Source organism: Thalassotalea sp. LPB0316, from assembly GCF_014898095.1.
Lineage (GTDB): Bacteria > Pseudomonadota > Gammaproteobacteria > Enterobacterales > Alteromonadaceae > Thalassotalea_G.
In genome coordinates, this window is the sequence record NZ_CP062946.1 from 1,651,113 (window position 1) to 1,669,478 (window position 18,366).

18 protein-coding genes are annotated in these 18,366 nt (G+C 43.5%); all 18 read left to right on the forward strand.

Annotated elements, in window-relative coordinates; translation table 11 throughout:
• The first annotated feature begins 1 nt into the window (after position 1).
• The 18 genes from LP316_RS07305 to flhA all read left to right on the forward strand — a co-directional run bounded on the left by LP316_RS07305 (position 2) and on the right by flhA (position 18,360).
• The gene (locus LP316_RS07305) at positions 2-1,141 is read left to right on the forward strand and encodes a sensor histidine kinase (protein WP_193023662.1); all 1,140 of its coding nucleotides are present in this window, start codon (positions 2-4) and stop codon (positions 1,139-1,141) included.
• Positions 1,134-2,477 carry a sigma-54-dependent transcriptional regulator gene (locus LP316_RS07310; RefSeq protein ID WP_193023663.1) on the forward strand — a complete coding sequence of 448 codons (1,344 nt, stop codon included), beginning with the start codon at positions 1,134-1,136 and terminating at the stop codon, positions 2,475-2,477. Before LP316_RS07305 ends, LP316_RS07310 begins: the two co-directional genes overlap by 8 nt.
• Before the next feature lie 184 nt (positions 2,478-2,661).
• Positions 2,662-3,000 carry a flagellar hook-basal body complex protein FliE gene (gene fliE, locus LP316_RS07315; protein WP_193023664.1) on the forward strand — a complete coding sequence of 113 codons (339 nt, stop codon included), beginning with the start codon at positions 2,662-2,664 and terminating at the stop codon, positions 2,998-3,000.
• A 44-nt stretch (positions 3,001-3,044) separates the two neighbouring features.
• Positions 3,045-4,745: a flagellar basal-body MS-ring/collar protein FliF gene (gene fliF, locus LP316_RS07320; protein WP_193023838.1), complete on the forward strand. Its 1,701-nt coding sequence runs from the start codon at positions 3,045-3,047 to the stop codon at positions 4,743-4,745.
• 43 nt (positions 4,746-4,788) lie between these two features.
• Complete coding sequence (gene fliG / locus LP316_RS07325; protein ID WP_193023839.1) at positions 4,789-5,808, forward strand: flagellar motor switch protein FliG; 1,020 nt, start codon at positions 4,789-4,791, stop codon at positions 5,806-5,808.
• Positions 5,809-5,829: 21 nt separating this feature from the next.
• The gene (gene fliH / locus LP316_RS07330) at positions 5,830-6,615 is read left to right on the forward strand and encodes a flagellar assembly protein FliH (protein ID WP_226960826.1); all 786 of its coding nucleotides are present in this window, start codon (positions 5,830-5,832) and stop codon (positions 6,613-6,615) included.
• 29 nt (positions 6,616-6,644) lie between these two features.
• Positions 6,645-8,015: a flagellar protein export ATPase FliI gene (fliI, locus tag LP316_RS07335; RefSeq protein ID WP_193023665.1), complete on the forward strand. Its 1,371-nt coding sequence runs from the start codon at positions 6,645-6,647 to the stop codon at positions 8,013-8,015.
• A 24-nt stretch (positions 8,016-8,039) separates the two neighbouring features.
• Positions 8,040-8,486: a flagellar export protein FliJ gene (gene fliJ / locus LP316_RS07340; protein WP_193023666.1), complete on the forward strand. Its 447-nt coding sequence runs from the start codon at positions 8,040-8,042 to the stop codon at positions 8,484-8,486.
• A gap of 83 nt (positions 8,487-8,569) precedes the next feature.
• Complete coding sequence (locus tag LP316_RS07345; RefSeq protein ID WP_193023667.1) at positions 8,570-10,636, forward strand: flagellar hook-length control protein FliK; 2,067 nt, start codon at positions 8,570-8,572, stop codon at positions 10,634-10,636.
• A 92-nt stretch (positions 10,637-10,728) separates the two neighbouring features.
• Positions 10,729-11,259, forward strand: a complete 531-nt coding sequence (gene fliL, locus LP316_RS07350) for a flagellar basal body-associated protein FliL (RefSeq protein WP_193023668.1) — start codon at positions 10,729-10,731, stop codon at positions 11,257-11,259.
• A gap of 37 nt (positions 11,260-11,296) precedes the next feature.
• Positions 11,297-12,364, forward strand: coding sequence for a flagellar motor switch protein FliM (fliM, locus tag LP316_RS07355; RefSeq protein ID WP_193023669.1), 1,068 nt, complete (start codon positions 11,297-11,299; stop codon positions 12,362-12,364).
• 17 nt (positions 12,365-12,381) lie between these two features.
• Entirely contained in the window at positions 12,382-12,771 is a 390-nt protein-coding gene (gene fliN / locus LP316_RS07360) for a flagellar motor switch protein FliN (protein WP_193023670.1), read from the forward strand.
• The gene (fliO, locus tag LP316_RS07365; protein WP_193023671.1) at positions 12,771-13,175 is read left to right on the forward strand and encodes a flagellar biosynthetic protein FliO; all 405 of its coding nucleotides are present in this window, start codon (positions 12,771-12,773) and stop codon (positions 13,173-13,175) included. The genes fliN and fliO overlap by 1 nt, the downstream gene beginning before the upstream one ends.
• A gap of 6 nt (positions 13,176-13,181) precedes the next feature.
• A complete protein-coding gene (gene fliP, locus LP316_RS07370) occupies positions 13,182-13,946 on the forward strand; it encodes a flagellar type III secretion system pore protein FliP (RefSeq protein WP_193023672.1) in 765 nt (254 codons plus the stop codon).
• The gene (fliQ, locus tag LP316_RS07375) at positions 13,946-14,215 is read left to right on the forward strand and encodes a flagellar biosynthesis protein FliQ (RefSeq protein ID WP_193023673.1); all 270 of its coding nucleotides are present in this window, start codon (positions 13,946-13,948) and stop codon (positions 14,213-14,215) included. Before fliP ends, fliQ begins: the two co-directional genes overlap by 1 nt.
• The gene (fliR, locus tag LP316_RS07380; protein ID WP_193023674.1) at positions 14,216-14,998 is read left to right on the forward strand and encodes a flagellar biosynthetic protein FliR; all 783 of its coding nucleotides are present in this window, start codon (positions 14,216-14,218) and stop codon (positions 14,996-14,998) included.
• Positions 14,998-16,128, forward strand: coding sequence for a flagellar biosynthesis protein FlhB (gene flhB / locus LP316_RS07385; protein WP_193023675.1), 1,131 nt, complete (start codon positions 14,998-15,000; stop codon positions 16,126-16,128). The genes fliR and flhB overlap by 1 nt, the downstream gene beginning before the upstream one ends.
• A gap of 129 nt (positions 16,129-16,257) precedes the next feature.
• Positions 16,258-18,360 (forward strand): flagellar biosynthesis protein FlhA, encoded by a 2,103-nt coding sequence (gene flhA, locus LP316_RS07390; protein ID WP_193023676.1) that lies wholly within the window; start codon positions 16,258-16,260, stop codon positions 18,358-18,360.
• The last annotated feature ends 6 nt before the right edge of the window (positions 18,361-18,366 follow it).

Genomic DNA, 18,366 nt, shown 5'->3' on the forward strand with positions numbered 1-18,366 from the left:
TATGACCATTGCAGTACAGTCATCTGCGCCAAAATCGGCAATTAATACACCTAATGTTCTCAACATTACTGGTGGCTTTCCGGTTTATCAGTCAAGTAAGCAGATCAGTGAGTTGAAGCAGGAAAATGCTCAACTTAACGAACTAATCGACCGCATGCCCAACGGTGTCGTGATTTTAGACGGCAACGGTGTCGTGACAAAAATTAATGCAATGGCTAAAACACTACTTGATGAGCCAATATTAGGGCAGGCCTGGGCGCAAGTGATCAAACGTTCTTTCCAACCGCGCAAAGACGATTGGCACGAGGTCTCTTTAAAAGATGGTCGTCGGGTGAAATTAGAAATTTCTTCCGTCGGCAATAAGCCAGGTCAACTCATTACTATCACTGACTTAACTGAAACTCGTTTACTGCAAGACAAGCTCTCTCACATGCAACGTTTGTCATCGCTCGGTAAGATGGTGTCAAGCCTTGCTCACCAAATTCGCACGCCATTATCATCGGCGATGCTTTATTGCGCAAATTTGAAAAACGGCAAATTAACGACGCAAGCAAGAGATAAATTTCAAGATAAACTGATGACACGACTGCAAGATTTAGAAAGCCAAGTCAACGATATGCTGTTGTTTTCAAAGAGTGGCAGTGAGCAAGTGGTTGAGGTTGTCTCAGTGAACGATACCGTCAAACGAGCCTATGCAACCATTGAAGGTGCTTGTGAAAAATATCAAGCACAAGTCAATTTACAGCTTTGCCAAGACGACTGTCAAATTCTAGCGAACCAACACGCTTTAAGTGGTGCGATCCAAAACCTAATCAACAACAGTTTAGAGATTATTGGCCGTGGTGCCAAAGTCAATGTTCGCACATACTGTAGCCCAACAGCAGCGTTTATTTCTGTACAAGATAACGGTCCAGGTATTGCCCCCGAATTTGCTGAAAAAGTATTCGAGCCGTTCTATACCTCTCGTTCACAAGGTACAGGTCTTGGTCTAGCGGTCGTCAAGTCCGTGCTCAAAGCCCATCAAGGGCAAGTTCATTTATTGAGTAAGTCGGGTGAGGGCGCGCATTTTTGTCTTGAAATTCCGCTCGCAAGCCAAATTAATCAAACACCTAGTGTAAAACCGGAGGCTGAATATGAGTAATAAACAGATTTTAGTTGTTGAAGACGATTTCGGTTTACGGGAAGCCTTGGTTGATACACTGAGCCTTGCCGGCTTTGATTGCGTTGAAGCCGATTGTGGTGAGGCGGCCTTAATAAAGCTCAAAGAGCACCATGTCGATATGGTGATCTCTGATGTTCAAATGGGTGGTATGTCGGGACTAAACTTATTGAAGAATATCAAGCATAGCTTTCCCGATTTACCGGTATTGATCATGACCGCTTACGGTACGATTAATGACGCGGTGCAAGCGATGAAAGACGGTGCAAGTAATTACATGGCAAAGCCCTTTGCGCCAGAAGTGCTATTAAACTTGGTTAATCAATATATGCCAGCTGAGTTTAGTGGTGATAATCAGCCGGTAGTTGAAGACGCCAGAAGTGTTGAACTACTTCAGCTTGCCAAAAAAGTGGCGATAACAGATGCCTCAGTAATGGTGCTTGGACCGAGTGGTTCGGGTAAAGAAGTACTCGCACAATACGTGCACAATAATTCACTGCGCAAAGATCAGCCTTTTGTTGCGATTAACTGTGCTGCAATTCCAGAAAATATGCTAGAAGCGACGTTATTCGGTTACGAAAAAGGTGCATTCACTGGCGCGATTCAGGCGTGCCCTGGCAAATTTGAGCAAGCCCAAGGCGGTACTATTTTACTGGATGAAATTACCGAAATGGATTTGGGCTTACAAGCTAAAATTTTACGTGTGTTGCAAGAGCGTGAAGTTGAACGGTTAGGTGGCAGAAAAACCATTGACCTAGACGTACGTGTGATTGCAACGAGTAACCGTGATCTAAAAGAAGCCGTTAATGAAGGAGTTTTTCGTGAGGATTTATACTATCGCCTAAATGTATTTCCACTGACATGGTTGCCATTAGCTCAGCGCAGTGACGATATTATCCCGTTGGCAGAGCACTTGATAAGTCGTCATTGTCAAAAAAGTGGTCAAGCGATAGCGCATTTAACTCAATCGGCTAAACATAAATTGGCCAATTACAGCTGGCCGGGTAATGTTCGAGAACTCGATAACGTAATCCAGCGAGCACTTATTCTGCATATTAACAACACGATCGAGTCGAGTGATATCTTGATTGAAAATATCGAGCCGATCGCTATTCAAAGTGCGAAAGTCGATGAGAAAAAGCTTGATGACAACTTGGGTAATGAGCTTAAGCAGCAAGAACATCAGATTATTCTTGATACTTTGCAAGCTTGCCAGGGCAGTCGAAAAGCCGTGGCTGAAAAGCTAGGTATTAGCCCGCGAACATTGCGCTATAAAATCGCAAAAATGCGAGAAAACGGTATCGCTATCCCCGCCTAAAATATCACCAAATCTCTTCTTGGGGTCAGAGTCAATTAACTCTGACTCCAAATTTTTAGCAAAATTTTATATGTAAAACAACGGATTACCAATATGTAAAATAATGTAATGCGTTGGCACTATGCTTGCTTTGATAGGTTATAGGTTTTTTTATAAACAAATAATTGACACAAGCGAGTTCATCATGGATATCAAAGGCAATTCTCTTTACGCTCAAATGCAAAGTATGGCACTTGAAGCAACGGGTAATCGTTTGCCTACACAAATGAATACCCAAGTAAATCAGGTCAATAATTCAGGCAGTGATTTTGCCAACTTACTTTCAGATGCGGTTAACAAAGTTAATGACGTACAAAAAGAAGCGGGCGAAAAAAGAACAGCGTTTGAATTAGGTGATCAAAATGTGACGCTTGCTGAAACAATGATAGCAGCACAAAAAGCCAGTATTGCCTTTGATGCAACGGTGCAGGTTCGCAACAAGTTTGTTGAAGCCTACAAAGAAATTATGAGCATGCCGGTATAAGCTAGCGGAGAAGTATAGTGTCTGATACGAATTCTACCTCAATGATGTCAACCGATGTTGGCAACGACCTAATCGCTAACGATGTTGAAAACGACGACAGTGTTGATAGCGAACAAAAATCTGGCTTTGCGGCGGCGATGGGCAATGTTGACGTATTGCGTCAAATAACCATTATTCTGGCCTTAGCGATTTGTTTAGCGATTGCCGTATTTGTTTTAATGTGGGCAAACGAGCCTGAGTATCGTTTTTTAGCTAAACAACCGACCGAGCAATTAATAAAAACAATGGACTTTCTCGATGCTAACAAAGTGGAGTATCGTCAAGAAAACAACACCATTTCAGTGCCGGAAGATCAATATCAACAAGTTAAATTGATGTTGGCACGTGAAGGATTGACCAAAGATAAAGAGCCCGGTACCGATATTATCATGCAAGATATGGGGTTTGGTGTCAGTCAGCGTTTAGAAACCGAGCGTTTAAAGCATTCACGTGAACAGCAATTAGCTCGTACTATTGAGGCATTACAATCAATATCGAGCGCAAAAGTCTTATTAGCGATACCACGAGAAAATGTTTTTGCTCGCAAAGCGAAGAACCCATCGGCAACTGTCGTCTTAACTATGCAGCGCGGCCGAATTTTGTCAGAAGAGGAAGTGGATTCTGTTGTTGATATCGTTGCTTCAGCGGTACAAGGCTTAAGCCCTAATCGCGTAACCGTTACCGATCAAAACGGCCGGTTATTAAATTCTGGTTCGCAAGACTCGATATCATCTCGTTCTCGTAAAGAGCTAGAAATCGAAGCTAAGCGTGAGCAGCAGTACATGGATAAAATCGACTCGATTATGATCCCTGTCGTTGGCCTAGGGAACTATACCGCGCAAGTCGATGTCACCATGGACTTCACCAACACCGAAGAAACATCGCGTCGCTATAATCCTGATATGCCAGCACTGCGCAGTGAAATGCGTGTCGAAGATACATCGATTGGCGGTGCTTTAGGCGGTATCCCAGGGGCGTTAACTAACCAGCCGCCGTTAGAGTCTGATATTCCGGAAAATGCGACAGGTGGTGGCGCTAAACAAATGATGCCAAGCCGCAAGCATGAAGAGTCAACCAAGAACTTTGAGTTAGATGAGTCGATTAGCTACACCAAACAGCAAACGGGTGTTGTTCGCAGAGTGAGCGTGTCAGTCGCACTTGATTACTTAACAACTACTGCTGAAGATGGTACAACGACACAAACACCGCGTAGCGTGCAAGAATTAGCGAATATTCGTCGCCTATTACAAGGTAGTATTGGATTTAACTTACAACGAGGTGATATTTTAGAAGTTGTTACTATCCCATTTTCACGTATTGAGTTGGGAGAAAAGGTTGAATTACCAATCTATGAGCAACCTTGGTTTATTAAAACCTTGAAATTGGTCATGGGTGGCCTAGTCATTATGACATTAATCATTTTTGTCATCCGTCCAATGTTGAATCGTCTGATGTATCCAGACCAAACACCGGACGATTACGGTGAAAAATCACTGGACTCAAATGTTGATTTAGGTGATGCCACTTTAGATATGTTAACAGCAGATTTTGACGAAGATGCTGTAGGATTCGCGCCAGACGGCAGTTTACAATTACCAGACTTGCATCGTGATGAAGATGTCTTGAAAGCGGTTCGCGCACTTGTTGCCAATGAGCCAGAATTATCGTCGCAAGTTGTTAAAAGTTGGTTGATGGAAGATGAGTGATATAGCTACAACAGAAAATAACCCGAAAGGGAATCTCGTTGAAATGTCAGGCGGTTTTGATGTTTCAAAGCTAGACGGCTCCGAGAAAGCGGCAATATTATTGCTGAGCTTATCGGAAGAAGACGCGGCGCAAATTCTCAAGCACTTAGAACCCAAGCAAGTGCAACAAGTGGGTATGATCATGGCGGGTATGCAAGACTTTACCCAAGAAAAGATTACCGCTGTACACAAATTGTTTATCAATGAGATCCAAAACTTCTCAACCATTGGTTTCCAATCTGAAGAGTTTGTCAGAAAAGCATTAACCGCGGCACTTGGTGAAGATAAAGCGGGTAACTTAATTGACCAAATCGTGATGGGATCAGGTGCTAAGGGGCTTGATTCCCTGAAGTGGATGGACTCAAAACAAGTGGCTAACATTATCCGCAACGAGCATCCACAGATCCAAACAATTGTACTGTCGTATTTAGAGCCTGAGCAGTCAGCCGAAATTTTAGGGCAATTCGCCGATAAAGTTCGCCTCGACTTAATGATGCGTATCGCTAATTTAGAAGAAGTACAACCGGCGGCACTTCAAGAATTGAATGAAATCATGGAGAAACAGTTTGCTGGCCAAGCGGGTGCACAAGCGGCGAAAATGGGCGGCCTGAAAGCTGCTGCCGACATTATGAACTACTTAGACACTAACGTGGAAGGGGTCTTAATGGATGCAATTCGCGAGCACGATGAAGAAATGAGTCAGCAAATCCAAGACTTAATGTTCGTCTTTGAAAACTTAGCCGACGTTGATGATCGCGGTATTCAAGCGATTTTACGCGAAGTACAACAAGATACCCTAATGAAAGCGATCAAAGGTTGTGACGAAGCGCTTAAGGAAAAAATCCTTAGCAATATGTCTAAACGTGCGGCAGAGATGTTAGCTGATGACCTTGAAGCCATGGGACCAGTGCGTATTAGTGAAGTTGAAGCGGCTCAAAAAGAAATTTTGTCTATTGCCCGTCGATTATCTGACGCCGGTGAAATTATGCTAGGTGGCGCAGGTGGCGGTGACGAATTCTTATAATCGTCAGCCAAAGAGTAAAAAATGACCAAAGTAACTCAAAAACCTTCAACGCGACAAATGCTGACCAACGAAGAGGCAGCTAATTGGACGATCCCAAATGTTGAGGTAGAAACTAATGATGGTGAAACCAATGCGTTAGGGCTAAGTAAAAACTGGCGTTATGAGCCGCCTGAACAAGCGCTAGAAGAAGAGGTTGCACCGTTAACCGCTGAAGATATTGAAGCCATTCGACAAGCGGCTTATGAAGAAGGTTTTAGCCAAGGTAAAGAAGAAGGTTTTGCTCAAGGCTACGAAGAAGGCAAAGCTAAAGGTCATCAAGAAGGCGCAGAAGCTGGGCATAATGAAGGGCTGAGTAAAGGCTTAGCTGACGGTGAAGAGCAGATCAACCAACTAGCGGAAAACTGGAGTAACTTAGTCAATGAGCTAACCGATCCGCTTGCTAAAGTTGCAGGTAATGTTGAACAGCAATTACTCGAGCTTGTTGTACAATTGACTCAAGCCGTGACATTAGAAGAATGTAGAACTAACCCTGATATAATTTTTCAAGCCATTGACCGCGGGCTTAAAGCGTTGCCGAGCCAAGAAAAACAAACCCAAATCTATTTAAACCCGATTGATTTAAAATTAGTAGAAGCGCAATTTGGTAGCGACTTCCTGCAAGATAAAGGCTGGCGTCTACTGCCCGCACCACATGTCGAGCAAGGTGGCTGCCAAATCGAAAACTCGACATCAAATATCGACTTAACGATGAAATCTAGATTAAAAGAAGTCTTGGACTCGTTTTTGCAAGAAGCATTACATCAGTAATTTTCGTTCACTAGAGTCAAATCCTTGTCATGCTAGATATTAGTCAACTGCAACAGCGATTAACCAATAGCAAACAGTTCATCCATCGCCATCAAGTCTCGGTGGCTGGCCGATTGGTTCGCGTTGTTGGCTTAACACTTGAAGCCGTTGGCGTTAAAGCACCTGTAGGCAGTCAATGTTTAGTTGAAACTTCGCAAGGGGATTTGGTTGCTGAAGTGGTAGGCTTTGATGGTGAGCATACGTATTTGATGCCTGAGCAATCACTGCAAGGTGTATTGCCGGGCGCTCGTGTATTACCACTGAACCAAAAAGCTCAATTGCCATTAACCATGAATTTACTCGGCAGAGTAATTGACGGCGTTGGCAAACCACTTGATGGTAAAGGGCCTATTAAAGTTGAAGAACACTATCAATATAATCCTGCGCCATTAAATCCATTATCTCGACGGGCAATTTCAGAGCCGCTTGATGTCGGTGTAAGGTCAATCAATAGTTTTATCACGGTCGGAAAAGGCCAGCGGATGGGACTTTTTGCTGGCTCGGGTGTCGGTAAAAGTGTGTTACTTGGTATGATGACCCGAGGCACTACCGCCGATGTTATTGTTGTTGGCTTGGTTGGTGAGCGTGGCCGAGAAGTAAAAGAATTTATTGAAGAGATATTGGGGGAAGAGGGGCGTCAACGATCAGTAGTCGTTGCAGCACCTGCTGACAATTCGCCGCTCATGCGATTAAAAGGCTGTGAAACAGCGGTGGCGATCAGTGAATATTTTCGCGATCAAGGGCTGAACGTCCTGTTATTACTCGATTCTATTACTCGTTATGCTCAAGCGCAGCGTGAAATAGCGTTAGCTGTGGGGGAGCCACCAGCAACCAAAGGCTATCCACCCTCGGTGTTCTCAAAACTGCCGCAGTTGGTTGAGCGAGCTGGTAATGGGGGAGATGGTCAAGGCTCAATTACCGCATTTTATACCGTATTGACCGAAGGTGACGATTTACAAGATCCAATCGCTGATGCTTCACGGGCGATTTTAGATGGTCATATTGTTTTATCGCGTGAACTAGCTGATGCTGGCCACTACCCTGCCGTTGATATAGAAGCGTCTATTTCGCGTGTCATGCCGATGGTAACCAGTGAAGAGCACCAGCAGTTGGCGCGGTCTTTAAAGCAGAACTACTCACTTTACCAACAAAATAAAGATTTAATTTCCATCGGTGCTTACAGTGCAGGAAGTGATCCGCGTATCGACCAAGCGATCAGGCTACAACCTGTGATTAGCTTTTTCTTGCAGCAACAAATGAAAGAGGTGATCCCATACGATCAGAGCTTAGCGCAGTTACAAGAAATTATTCAAGCAGCTCAAGCACATGCTCAACAAACGCAACAGCAGGCTACGCAGTAGTCAAGGCTATAGTAAGGGCTACTGATGTCGTTAAAACAACTCAATACGCTATATAAGTTTGAAAAAGATAAAGAGCATCAAGCCGCAACGGCATTGCAACAAGCTGAAGCTGAATATCAACAAAATATATCGCGCTTACAAAACGTTAGCGACTATCGCTTAGAATACATGAAGCGTTTAAGTGAGCGTTCAAAAATTGGCATTGATTCAGCAACCTACACCCATTTTCACGCGTTTGTTCAAAAACTTGATTACGCTTCAGAGCAGGTTGAAATTGCACTAAAGCAAGCTAAAGCATTAGTTGAGCAGCGCAAGCAACAATGGTTAGCACAACAGCAAAAAGTGCAAGCTGTTGAGCTTTTGCGCGAAAAGCTTATCGCTAAAGAGCGCTGCAAGGCAGATAAACTAGAGCAAAAAATGTTTGATGAAATTGCTACTCAGCAATTTGTTCGTCGTAAACTGACTCGTTAACAAGTTGGTACTGGTTTTGCTTAATCGTTAGTAGCCAACGAACAATGTTGTTAGGTGGCAATAATAACTAGAGATTAATATTCATGAGTCAAGCGATTAATATTTCATTAGAATTGCCTTCTACGTCAGATATTGCAACACATCTTGCAACTGACAATAGTGCGGAGCAGGGACGAAATCCCGGCTTTGCTCGTGAATTTGAACGGCAAGTTGCCGCCCATGGTGCGACTTCAAAGACCAAAAGCGGCAACCCCAATGCCGCTAAAGAACCCTCTACAGTTCAACAATTTCAACAAAAAGCTGATAAAACTGGCGATGATGAGGCATCGTTGAAGAGCGATGAGGTATCAGAAAAAGGCCCGATTAGCGAACCCAGCGCAATTGCGCAAGATAACCGTAATAAAAAATCAGCGGCAGAAATTGACAGCGCTAGGATAAATAAACAGCAAAAAGATAGTGAATACCAAGGCTTAAAAGAAGACGCTAAAACAAATAGTCTAGCTGTTGATAGTGCGCCAAACCCTAAAAGTACTATAGCGCCTGAAACACTGCTTACAATGCTTGATAGTGCTCAACAATTCGTTGTTGAGCCTACCGCTAGTGCTGAGCAACATAATACAGAGGAGAGTTCGTTAGTTAAGCATGATCTTGTGAGTGCTAATCGCGTGGCTTCGCCCAATCCAATCTCAATATCTGCAAGCCAACAAACAACTGAGCGACAAGCCACCAACAATTTCCCTGAATCTCAGCAAGCGCGACAAACAGAGCGTGATAATACTATTGCGTCACAAGTGAGTGAATTAGTAAAGGCTCCGAATAAAGGACCGTCGATAAATGTTGTTCAAGCACAATTAATTAACTCTCAGCCACAAGTTGAGGATAGTGATATAGCGACAGAACAGCCGCATAAAAGTGTTCCTGAAGGTAACTCGTTAACTAGTGTTAAGCATTCAATAGCGACAGGGGTTGAAAAAGCGATAACACTACTGCAGCAAGACAGTAAATTGACGAGTGCTAGTGTTGCAACAGATGGTGCGTCAGTAACAGGTCAACGTTTAACAATAAATCAGCTTGAGGCTAAAAACCAAGCGGTTCAGTTAATGCAAAACCCACAACTTACCGATGCTTTTGAAGCACAAATTGAGGCTGGAGAGGAAGCGTTATCGGCACCAGCGCTAGCTGGAAAAAAGGTCGTAAATACCCCATCGGTTCGAAGTGGTTTAGTGATGGCTGAAGGTGGTGTTGATGCAAACAAAGATTTAATCAAAGCTCATCAACTTAACGTAAACTCCGCTGCTGGTGATCAAGCGATAGTTGAGGCGGAAAATGGCGTTGATGAAACATTTACTCGTGCTTCACACACGATGCAAAGCCCGCAACATCAACTAGATAAATCGGCTCGTCAAATCAATCAAGCGACAGAACAAGTCGTCAAGTTAAATCAAGAAATTCAGCAAGCCACTGATGAGCAATCGATAGAGCACGTTGTCGATGAATTGTCTGAGCAACTAAATATCAACCCGAAAGAGCAAAAACAAGCAAGCCCGGTAAGCCAAAATACAGCAACAGTCACCGCTAACTCATCAACATATCAATCGCCTTTATCAAGAGTGCACAGTGGCACTAGCTATGACAGTGAAGTCGCAAATGCTCACTCACAAGCAGTAGATCATCAAGTAAGTCATCAACAACAACTTAAGCAAGTTGAAAAAGTGGCCTTAGAGGTGATCAACGTCAACCATAAAAACTTTGCTCAACAAGTCAAAGAGAAAGTATTAGTTATGGTCAGCCAAAAATTGCAATCGGTTGATATTCAATTGGATCCGCCAGAGTTGGGTAATGTTCACATCAGGGTTAATTTGCAAGGTGAGCAGGCCATGGTCAACTTTGTGGTTCAACAGCCACAAGCAAAAGAAGCACTTGAACAACATATGAATAGATTAAGGGATATGCTATCAGAATCGGGTATCGATTTAGGTGATACTGATGTTAAACAGCAATTTGCCCAGCAAGGTGATGAAATGGCAGACAACCAAGCGTTTGAAGACGACTTGGCAAGCGACGAATTAGTCTCAGCAGAAGCCACGTTGGAAAACCGAGAAGGTCAATTGGTTAATGTGCAATCAATCGGTATCGATTACTTTGCTTAATGTAATAAATCTGTATGCATTATCTTGGCTTAAAGTTAGCATAACGCTATAGTGGGCAACATATATAGTAAAAATATTTTTGAGAGTAAACCATGGCTGATGAAGAAAAAGAACTCGAACTAGAAGACGGTGGTAAGAAGAAAAAACTCATTATCATTATTGCTGTCGTTGTTTTACTGGCTGCGGCCGGGGCTGGTGCGTTTTTCTTTATGGGGGGCGAAGAAGCGCCAAGCCAAGCTGAAGTCGACGCGGCCCTAGCAAGTGGTGAACCAGCAGCCGTAGAAGCGCCTGCTGGAGCAACAGGCTCTGCGCTATACGTACCTATGCCAAGGCCATTTCGATTTAATGTGCCTGGGGCGTCACGCGATCGCTATGTTGAGATTCGCGCGCAATTGTTGGTTCGCGGTGCTGAAAACGAAGAAGAAGCAAAAAAACACGTACCTTTAATTGAAAGTACGTTGTTAGGTGTGTTTTCCATGGCTAATGCTGATGATTTATCAACCAGTGCCGGCAAAACATCCTTAAAACAGTTATCGTTAACGGAAGTGCAAAAGGTCATGGTAGAAATATCAGGACGTAAAGTCGTAGAGCAGGTCTTGTTTACTGGCTTTGTAATGCAATAAATCGTTTTATTGCATGGAATAAATAAGAGAAATATACGTGAGTGATTTATTATCCCAAGACGAAATTGACGCGCTACTCCACGGTGTCGATGATGTCGAAGAAGAAGAGATAGTTGAGGACGTCGAACATACCGAAGGGATGAGCGACTACGACTTTTCGTCTCAAGATCGCATCGTTCGCGGCCGTATGCCAACATTGGAAATGGTTAACGAACGCTTCGCTCGACATATGCGTATTAGCTTATTTAACATGATGCGCCGCACCGCAGAGGTGTCGATTAACGGTATTCAAATGATTAAGTTCGGTGAGTACGTACATACCTTGTTCGTTCCTACTAGCTTGAATATGGTGCGCTTTAGACCATTGAAAGGCACCGCGTTAATTACGATGGAAGCGCGTCTGGTCTTTATCTTGGTAGATAACTTTTTCGGTGGCGATGGTCGCTATCACGCAAAAATTGAAGGGCGCGAATTTACACCAACCGAGCGACGCATTATTCAAATGCTGTTAAAGCTTATTTTTGAAGATTACAAAGAAGCTTGGTCACCGGTGATGGATGTATCATTTGAATATTTAGACTCAGAAGTTAACCCGTCAATGGCAAATATTGTTAGCCCGACAGAAGTGGTTGTGATCAGCTCCTTCCACATCGAACTCGATGGTGGCGGTGGTGACTTCCACGTAGCCTTGCCGTATTCGATGTTAGAGCCGATTCGCGAGTTACTTGATGCCGGTGTTCAATCTGACAAAGAAGATACCGACATGCGTTGGTCTAAAGCATTGCGTGACGAAATAATGGATGTACCGGTTGAGTTAACAACCAAATTTATTGAAGTCGACTTACCGTTGTCACAAGTTCAACAACTCAAGGCTGGCGATATTATTCCAATTGAGATGCCGGATCACATCACAGTGTTAATAGAAGACTTGCCAACGTATCGCGCAAAATTAGGCAAGAGCCGCGATAACTTAGCCTTGAAGATCCAAGAGAAGATTAAACGTCCAGAGTCAGTTAAGTCTGAACTGACAATTTTAACGAAAGGTGGCAAACGCTTAGACAGTGACGCTGAGCTCCACATGTTAGAAGACGATTTAGAGTATTAATGTAAGAGGTTAGTGACATGAGCACTGAGAATGAAGATGGTTTAGACATGTGGGCAGAGGCGATGGACGAACAAGCCGCCGCTGAAGCAGAAAATGTTGAACTTGAAGAGCTTGAAGAAGAGTCGCCACCAATAAGCGGTGAAGAGCAACGTCGTTTAGATACGATTTTAGATATTCCTGTAACCATTTCAATGGAAGTTGGCCGCAGTCAAATTAGTATTCGCAACTTGCTCCAGTTAAACCAAGGCTCAGTTGTTGAGCTTGATCGCGTAGCGGGTGAGGCACTTGATGTACTGGTTAACGGTACGCTAATCGCCCATGGTGAAGTTGTTGTCGTTAACGACAAGTTTGGTATTCGTTTAACCGACGTTATTAGCCAAGTCGAACGTATTAAAAAGCTTAAATAATGAAGCGTCACCTTGTTGCAGTGCTATCGCTGTTGGTTACACTACCAAGTTGGGCGGAGCAAGCTCAAATAGGAAAAAATGTCGCCGGTAACATGGATTCTTTGTCTATGTTACTGTCGCTGTTGATGGTGCTGGGTTTGATTGTTGTCTGTGCTTTAATCTTAAAAAAATTTCAGCACAACCAACACAACTTATCGGGCATGAAGGTTATTTCAACATTGCATTTAACCACCAAGGAAAAGTTGGTGGTGGTTGAGATTTCAGGTAAACAAATTTTACTGGGTGTTACAGCTAATCAAATCACGAAGTTAGAAACGCTCGATGAACCGCTTGAGCTTAATCAGGGGAATCAATCCTTGTCACAGTCCTGGGCGCAAATGAAAAAGAACGTATTAAAACAATAAATCACTATGAAAATTCACGCTAAAGTTATCTTATCCGCCTTATTATTCTTTGCTTTTGCCGGCTCTGCTTTAGCTCAACAAGACTTGTCTTTACCGGCATTTACTTTGTCTACCAATCCAGATGGTTCACAGGAGTACTCGGTAACCTTACAAATTCTCATCTTTATGACGGCGCTGAGCTTCATTCCAGCCGCCATAATAATGATGACATCCTTTACTCGAATCGTGGTCATTATGGCGATCCTTCGTCAAGCCTTTGGTTTACAACAAACGCCATCTAACCAAGTTATTTTAGGCCTAACGCTATTTCTTACCTTGTTCATTATGACGCCGGTTTATAATCAGGTAAACGAAGTTGCAATTCAGCCGTATTTGAATGAGCAACTCACCTCGATTGAAGCGATTGATCGCGGCAAGGAGCCTTTGCGAGCATTTATGCTTGAGCAAACCCGACTTAAAGATTTAAATACACTGGCGTCAATGGCGGGCATTGAAGATATTGGTGAACCAGAAACCTTACCGATGACGGTCATCATTCCCGCGTTTATTATTAGTGAGCTCAAAACCGCGTTTCAGATAGGCTTTATTCTGTTCATCCCATTTTTAATTATTGATTTAGTCGTTGCCAGTATTTTGATGGCAATGGGTATGATGATGTTATCGCCAATGATTGTCTCATTGCCGTTTAAACTGATGCTATTTGTTTTGGTTGATGGTTGGAATCTGGTGATAGGTACTATTGCCACCAGTTATGGCTTAGGAGCAACCTGATGAGTCCTGAGATTTTTGTCGATATTTTACGAGATGCGCTTTTTCTCGTCATTATTTTGGTGAGTGCGGTCATTGTCCCAAGTCTATTGGTCGGTTTAATGGTTGCCGTATTCCAAGCGGCAACGTCGATTAATGAGCAAACGTTAAGTTTCTTACCGCGCTTAATTGTCACCTTACTCGCGTTGATCATTGGTGGTCATTGGCTAGTACAAAAGCTAATGGACTATACCTTTAGATTGATTGCCAGTATTCCGTCAGTGGTGAGTTAAATGGAGTTTACCGAGTCAGTTATTAACCAATATCTGGCTGATTTTTTACTGCCTCTAGCTCGCATCTCTGCCTTGATCATGGCGATGATTGGCCTCGGCGCTCAAACAACGCCAGGCCGCGTAAAGCTTATGTTGTCACTTGCTGTTACCGTTTGTGTTATGCCTGCAATTCCGCCGGCTAAAGTCGATAACCTATTTAGCTTTGCGACAACTTTGTTGGTGGCAGAGCAAGTTATTATTGGCGTAATGATTGGTTTTATTACCGTTATGGTGATCAATACCTTTACCTTAGCCGGTCAAATTATTGCTATGCAAACCGGTTTGGGCTTTGCCTCACTCGTTGATCCTGCATCAGGTACAAGTGTGCCAGCGGTAGGTCAATTTTTCTTAATTTTATCTACCCTGCTATTTTGGGCATTGGATGGTCATTTAGCGTTCTTACAATTTGTCGTTGCGAGCTTTGACACCATTCCAATCCCGTCGACTGACTTTGAAGTTGTCAAGTTTAAAGAAATCGTTGAGTGGGGCGGTTGGATGTTCGCTACCGCCATGTCACTAGCATTAGCGCCTTTAACTGCAATGCTGCTGATTAACTTCTCATTCGGTGTCATGACGCGTGCAGCGCCGCAGCTTAATATTTTTGCTATTGGTTTCCCCATTACCATGACCGCCGGTTTGATTATTATGTGGTTAACCATGAGTAATTTTCTTGTTCACTTTGAGGCTCAATGGCAACGCGCTGTTGATTTTAGCTGTTACCTGATTGATTGTGGGACACCATAATGGCTGAAAGTGATAGCGGTGAACGCACCGAAGAACCGACCCCGAAAAAACTCGCCGATGCTCGGAAAAAAGGGCAGATAGCGAGATCAAAAGACTTAGGCACCATGTTTGTGCTTTTGGGTAGCGCATCGGCAATGCTGCTAGTGGGAGAGCAATTAACGCGTGCATTGAAGTCGATTATGACCCGTTTGTTTTCACTAACGCGTGAAGAAGCACTTGACGTTAGTGCCTTGTTCGACCTGATTTCAGATGCCGTTTTTACGATAATGACGCCAATGTTGTGGATGTTTTTTATCATTGTATTAGCGGCGTTTATTGGTAATACACTCTTAGGTGGGATGAGTTTTTCTTGGGAAGCTGCCGCACCAAAGCTCAATAAAATGTCACCTATTGCTGGCTTTAAGCGGATGTTTGGTTTGCAAGCCTTGGTTGAATTTATTAAATCACTGCTCAAATTTTTAGTCGTGGTAACGGTTGCTTACTTCTTGCTATACGGTCTGTTTGAGGAAATTTTACATTTGAGTTTAGAGATTAGCCCTGGCAACTTTGGTCATGCGGTTAATATGTTGCTATGGATGTTTATCGCCTTGTCGATGTCGTTGATCATCATTGCTGCGATTGACGCACCGTATCAGAAGTGGAATCACACTCGGCAACTGAAAATGACCAAGCAAGAAGTCAAAGACGAGATGAAAAACGCTGATGGTAATCCTGAAATTAAAGGGCGGATAAGACGACTGCAATACGAAATGTCACAGCGCCGGATGATGCAAGAAGTACCCAATGCCGATGTTGTCATCACCAACCCAACACATTACTCAGTAGCGATTAAATACGATCCTAATGGCAGCGGCGCGCCGACGGTTATTGCCAAAGGAATCGACGAAATGGCGATGCATATTCGCACGATTGCCAAAGAGCACGGCGTTGAAATTCTCGCATCACCTGCCTTAGCGCGCAGCTTATATTACACCACGGAAGTTGATGACGAAATTCCAGAGCAGCTCTTTGCTGCGGTTGCTCAAGTACTTGCTTTTGTTTTTCAGCTTAATTTATACAAAGAAGGCAAGGGTAAGCGACCAGTTCCGGTTGACAAAAACTTGCCAATCCCAGACGACTACAAGTATTAAGACCAATTTAAATATTGAACTCACTTGGTAGAACTGTTGATAAAATAGCCAGTTGACTCCCCGATTGAGATATTTGGTCTAGTTATTGCTTTTTGACTGTTATGAGTCAAAAAATTATCACAGTTGTACATGCAATTACTCGCTCAATTTAATCGTTTTGATAAGAATAAATTATCGTTTTTATCTGGCTTAGGTACGCCTTTGTTGATCATTGCCGCCCTCGGCATGGTCATTTTACCGATGCCAGCGGCACTACTTGATATACTTTTCTCGTTTAATATCGCCCTTGCGTTAATAGTTCTACTCATCACTGTTTACACGCTAAAGCCGTTGGAGTTTGGTTCGTTTCCATCGGTGTTGTTGATTGCGACTATCTTGCGTCTAGCCTTAAACGTTGCCAGTACCCGTGTGGTATTACTTGAAGGTCATCAGGGGCCAGATGCCGCTGGTAAGGTCATCGAGGCCTTTGGCTCGGTTGTTATTGGCGGTAACTACGCCGTTGGTTTAGTCGTCTTCTTAATTCTGATCATTATCAACTTTGTTGTTGTCACTAAAGGTGCGGGCCGCATTTCTGAAGTTACGGCACGTTTTACGCTAGATGCTATGCCGGGCAAGCAAATGGCGATTGATGCGGATCTAAACGCTGGTTTTATTACCGCTGATCAAGCTCGTGAGCGCCGCCAAGAAGTGACTTCTGAGGCAGATTTCTACGGTTCAATGGATGGTGCCAGTAAGTTCGTTAAAGGTGATGCAATCGCCGGTATTTTGATTTTATTTATCAATATTATTGGTGGCTTGGTTATCGGGATGGTTCAGCATGATTTAGAGTTTTCTCAAGCGGTTGAAATCTATACGCTGTTGACAATTGGTGACGGCTTAGTGGCGCAGATCCCTGGTTTGTTACTTTCTGTTGCAACAGCGATAGTTGTTACTCGACAAAATACTGCCCAAGACATGGGTGAGCAAATGAGCTCTCAACTAGGGCAAGAGCGCAGCTTATACATCGCTGCAGCCGTTATGTTTGTCATGGGAATCGTGCCAGGCATGCCACATTTTGCATTCTTGTTTTTCTCATTGATGATTGCTGCTTCGGCTTATTTCGGAAGTAAATACAAAGCCGCCAAAGCCTTGAAAGAGCAAGAAGCGCAGGCTCAATCTCAAGCTGACGAATCACAACAAGCCGATGAAGTTAAAGAGCTTGGCTGGGATGATGTCAACCACGTTGATGTTATTGGTTTAGAAATTGGCTATCGACTGATCCCATTAGTAGATAAAGGCCAAGGTGGCGAATTACTTAACCGAATTAAAGGGGTGCGTAAAAAACTCTCACAAGAGTTCGGCTTTTTGGTGCCTGCGGTTCATATTCGCGATAATTTAGACTTAGATCCTAACAGTTATCAAATTACCTTAATGGGCGTTACGGTCGGCGAGGCGGAAATTCGTCACGATCACGAGCTGGCAATTAACCCGGGTCAAGTTTTTGGCAAACTCGAAGGTATCGATACAAAAGATCCGGCATTTGGCTTAGACGCTGTATGGATCAAGCAAGATCAGCGCGAACACGCTCAAGCGCTTGGTTATACAGTAGTTGATGCAACTACCGTTTTAGCAACGCATCTGAGCCAAATCTTAACCAATAACGCCGCGCAATTACTAGGCCATGAAGAAGTACAAAATCTATTAGACATGTTAGCGAAGAGCTACCCTAAACTCGTTGAAGGGCTAGTGCCGGATATCTTGCCGTTAGGCACTGTGGTGAAAGTATTACAAAACCTGATGAACGAAGGTGTTGCGGTAAGAGATATGCGTTCAATTGTCCAAACCTTAGTTGAATATGGCGTGAAGAGCCAGGATCCTGAAGTTCTCACGGCTGCAGCGCGTATTTCACTGCGTAAATTTATTGTTCAAGATATGGTTGGCTCGAACAATGAGATACCTGTCATAACATTGTCACCTGAATTGGAACAGATGTTGCATCAGTCTATGCAAATGGCTGGCGACGATGGCGCGGGCATTGAACCAGGACTTGCTGAGCGCATGCAAAAATCTCTAACAGAGGGCGCACATCAGCAGGAGTTGGCAGGTGAAACACCTATTTTATTAACATCGGGCATTCTACGCACTGTGTTAGCAAAATTTGTTAAGTACACCATTCCTGGTTTACGAGTAATCTCTTATCAAGAGGTTCCAGACGATAAACAAATAAAAATCGTTAGCGCCATCGGACAATAATCAGCA

What these genes read in the sequence shown, in the direction of transcription:
- LP316_RS07305 (WP_193023662.1), top strand. Translation starts at nt 2, where the DNA reads ATGACCATTGCAGTACAGTCATCTGCGCCAAAATCGGCAATTAATACA.
- LP316_RS07310 (WP_193023663.1), top strand. Translation starts at nt 1,134, where the DNA reads ATGAGTAATAAACAGATTTTAGTTGTTGAAGACGATTTCGGTTTACGG.
- fliE (WP_193023664.1), top strand. Translation starts at nt 2,662, where the DNA reads ATGGATATCAAAGGCAATTCTCTTTACGCTCAAATGCAAAGTATGGCA.
- fliF (WP_193023838.1), top strand. Translation starts at nt 3,045, where the DNA reads ATGTCAACCGATGTTGGCAACGACCTAATCGCTAACGATGTTGAAAAC.
- fliG (WP_193023839.1), top strand. Translation starts at nt 4,789, where the DNA reads ATGTCAGGCGGTTTTGATGTTTCAAAGCTAGACGGCTCCGAGAAAGCG.
- fliH (WP_226960826.1), top strand. Translation starts at nt 5,830, where the DNA reads ATGACCAAAGTAACTCAAAAACCTTCAACGCGACAAATGCTGACCAAC.
- fliI (WP_193023665.1), top strand. Translation starts at nt 6,645, where the DNA reads ATGCTAGATATTAGTCAACTGCAACAGCGATTAACCAATAGCAAACAG.
- fliJ (WP_193023666.1), top strand. Translation starts at nt 8,040, where the DNA reads ATGTCGTTAAAACAACTCAATACGCTATATAAGTTTGAAAAAGATAAA.
- LP316_RS07345 (WP_193023667.1), top strand. Translation starts at nt 8,570, where the DNA reads ATGAGTCAAGCGATTAATATTTCATTAGAATTGCCTTCTACGTCAGAT.
- fliL (WP_193023668.1), top strand. Translation starts at nt 10,729, where the DNA reads ATGGCTGATGAAGAAAAAGAACTCGAACTAGAAGACGGTGGTAAGAAG.
- fliN (WP_193023670.1), top strand. Translation starts at nt 12,382, where the DNA reads ATGAGCACTGAGAATGAAGATGGTTTAGACATGTGGGCAGAGGCGATG.
- fliO (WP_193023671.1), top strand. Translation starts at nt 12,771, where the DNA reads ATGAAGCGTCACCTTGTTGCAGTGCTATCGCTGTTGGTTACACTACCA.
- fliP (WP_193023672.1), top strand. Translation starts at nt 13,182, where the DNA reads ATGAAAATTCACGCTAAAGTTATCTTATCCGCCTTATTATTCTTTGCT.
- fliQ (WP_193023673.1), top strand. Translation starts at nt 13,946, where the DNA reads ATGAGTCCTGAGATTTTTGTCGATATTTTACGAGATGCGCTTTTTCTC.
- fliR (WP_193023674.1), top strand. Translation starts at nt 14,216, where the DNA reads ATGGAGTTTACCGAGTCAGTTATTAACCAATATCTGGCTGATTTTTTA.
- flhB (WP_193023675.1), top strand. Translation starts at nt 14,998, where the DNA reads ATGGCTGAAAGTGATAGCGGTGAACGCACCGAAGAACCGACCCCGAAA.
- flhA (WP_193023676.1), top strand. Translation starts at nt 16,258, where the DNA reads ATGCAATTACTCGCTCAATTTAATCGTTTTGATAAGAATAAATTATCG.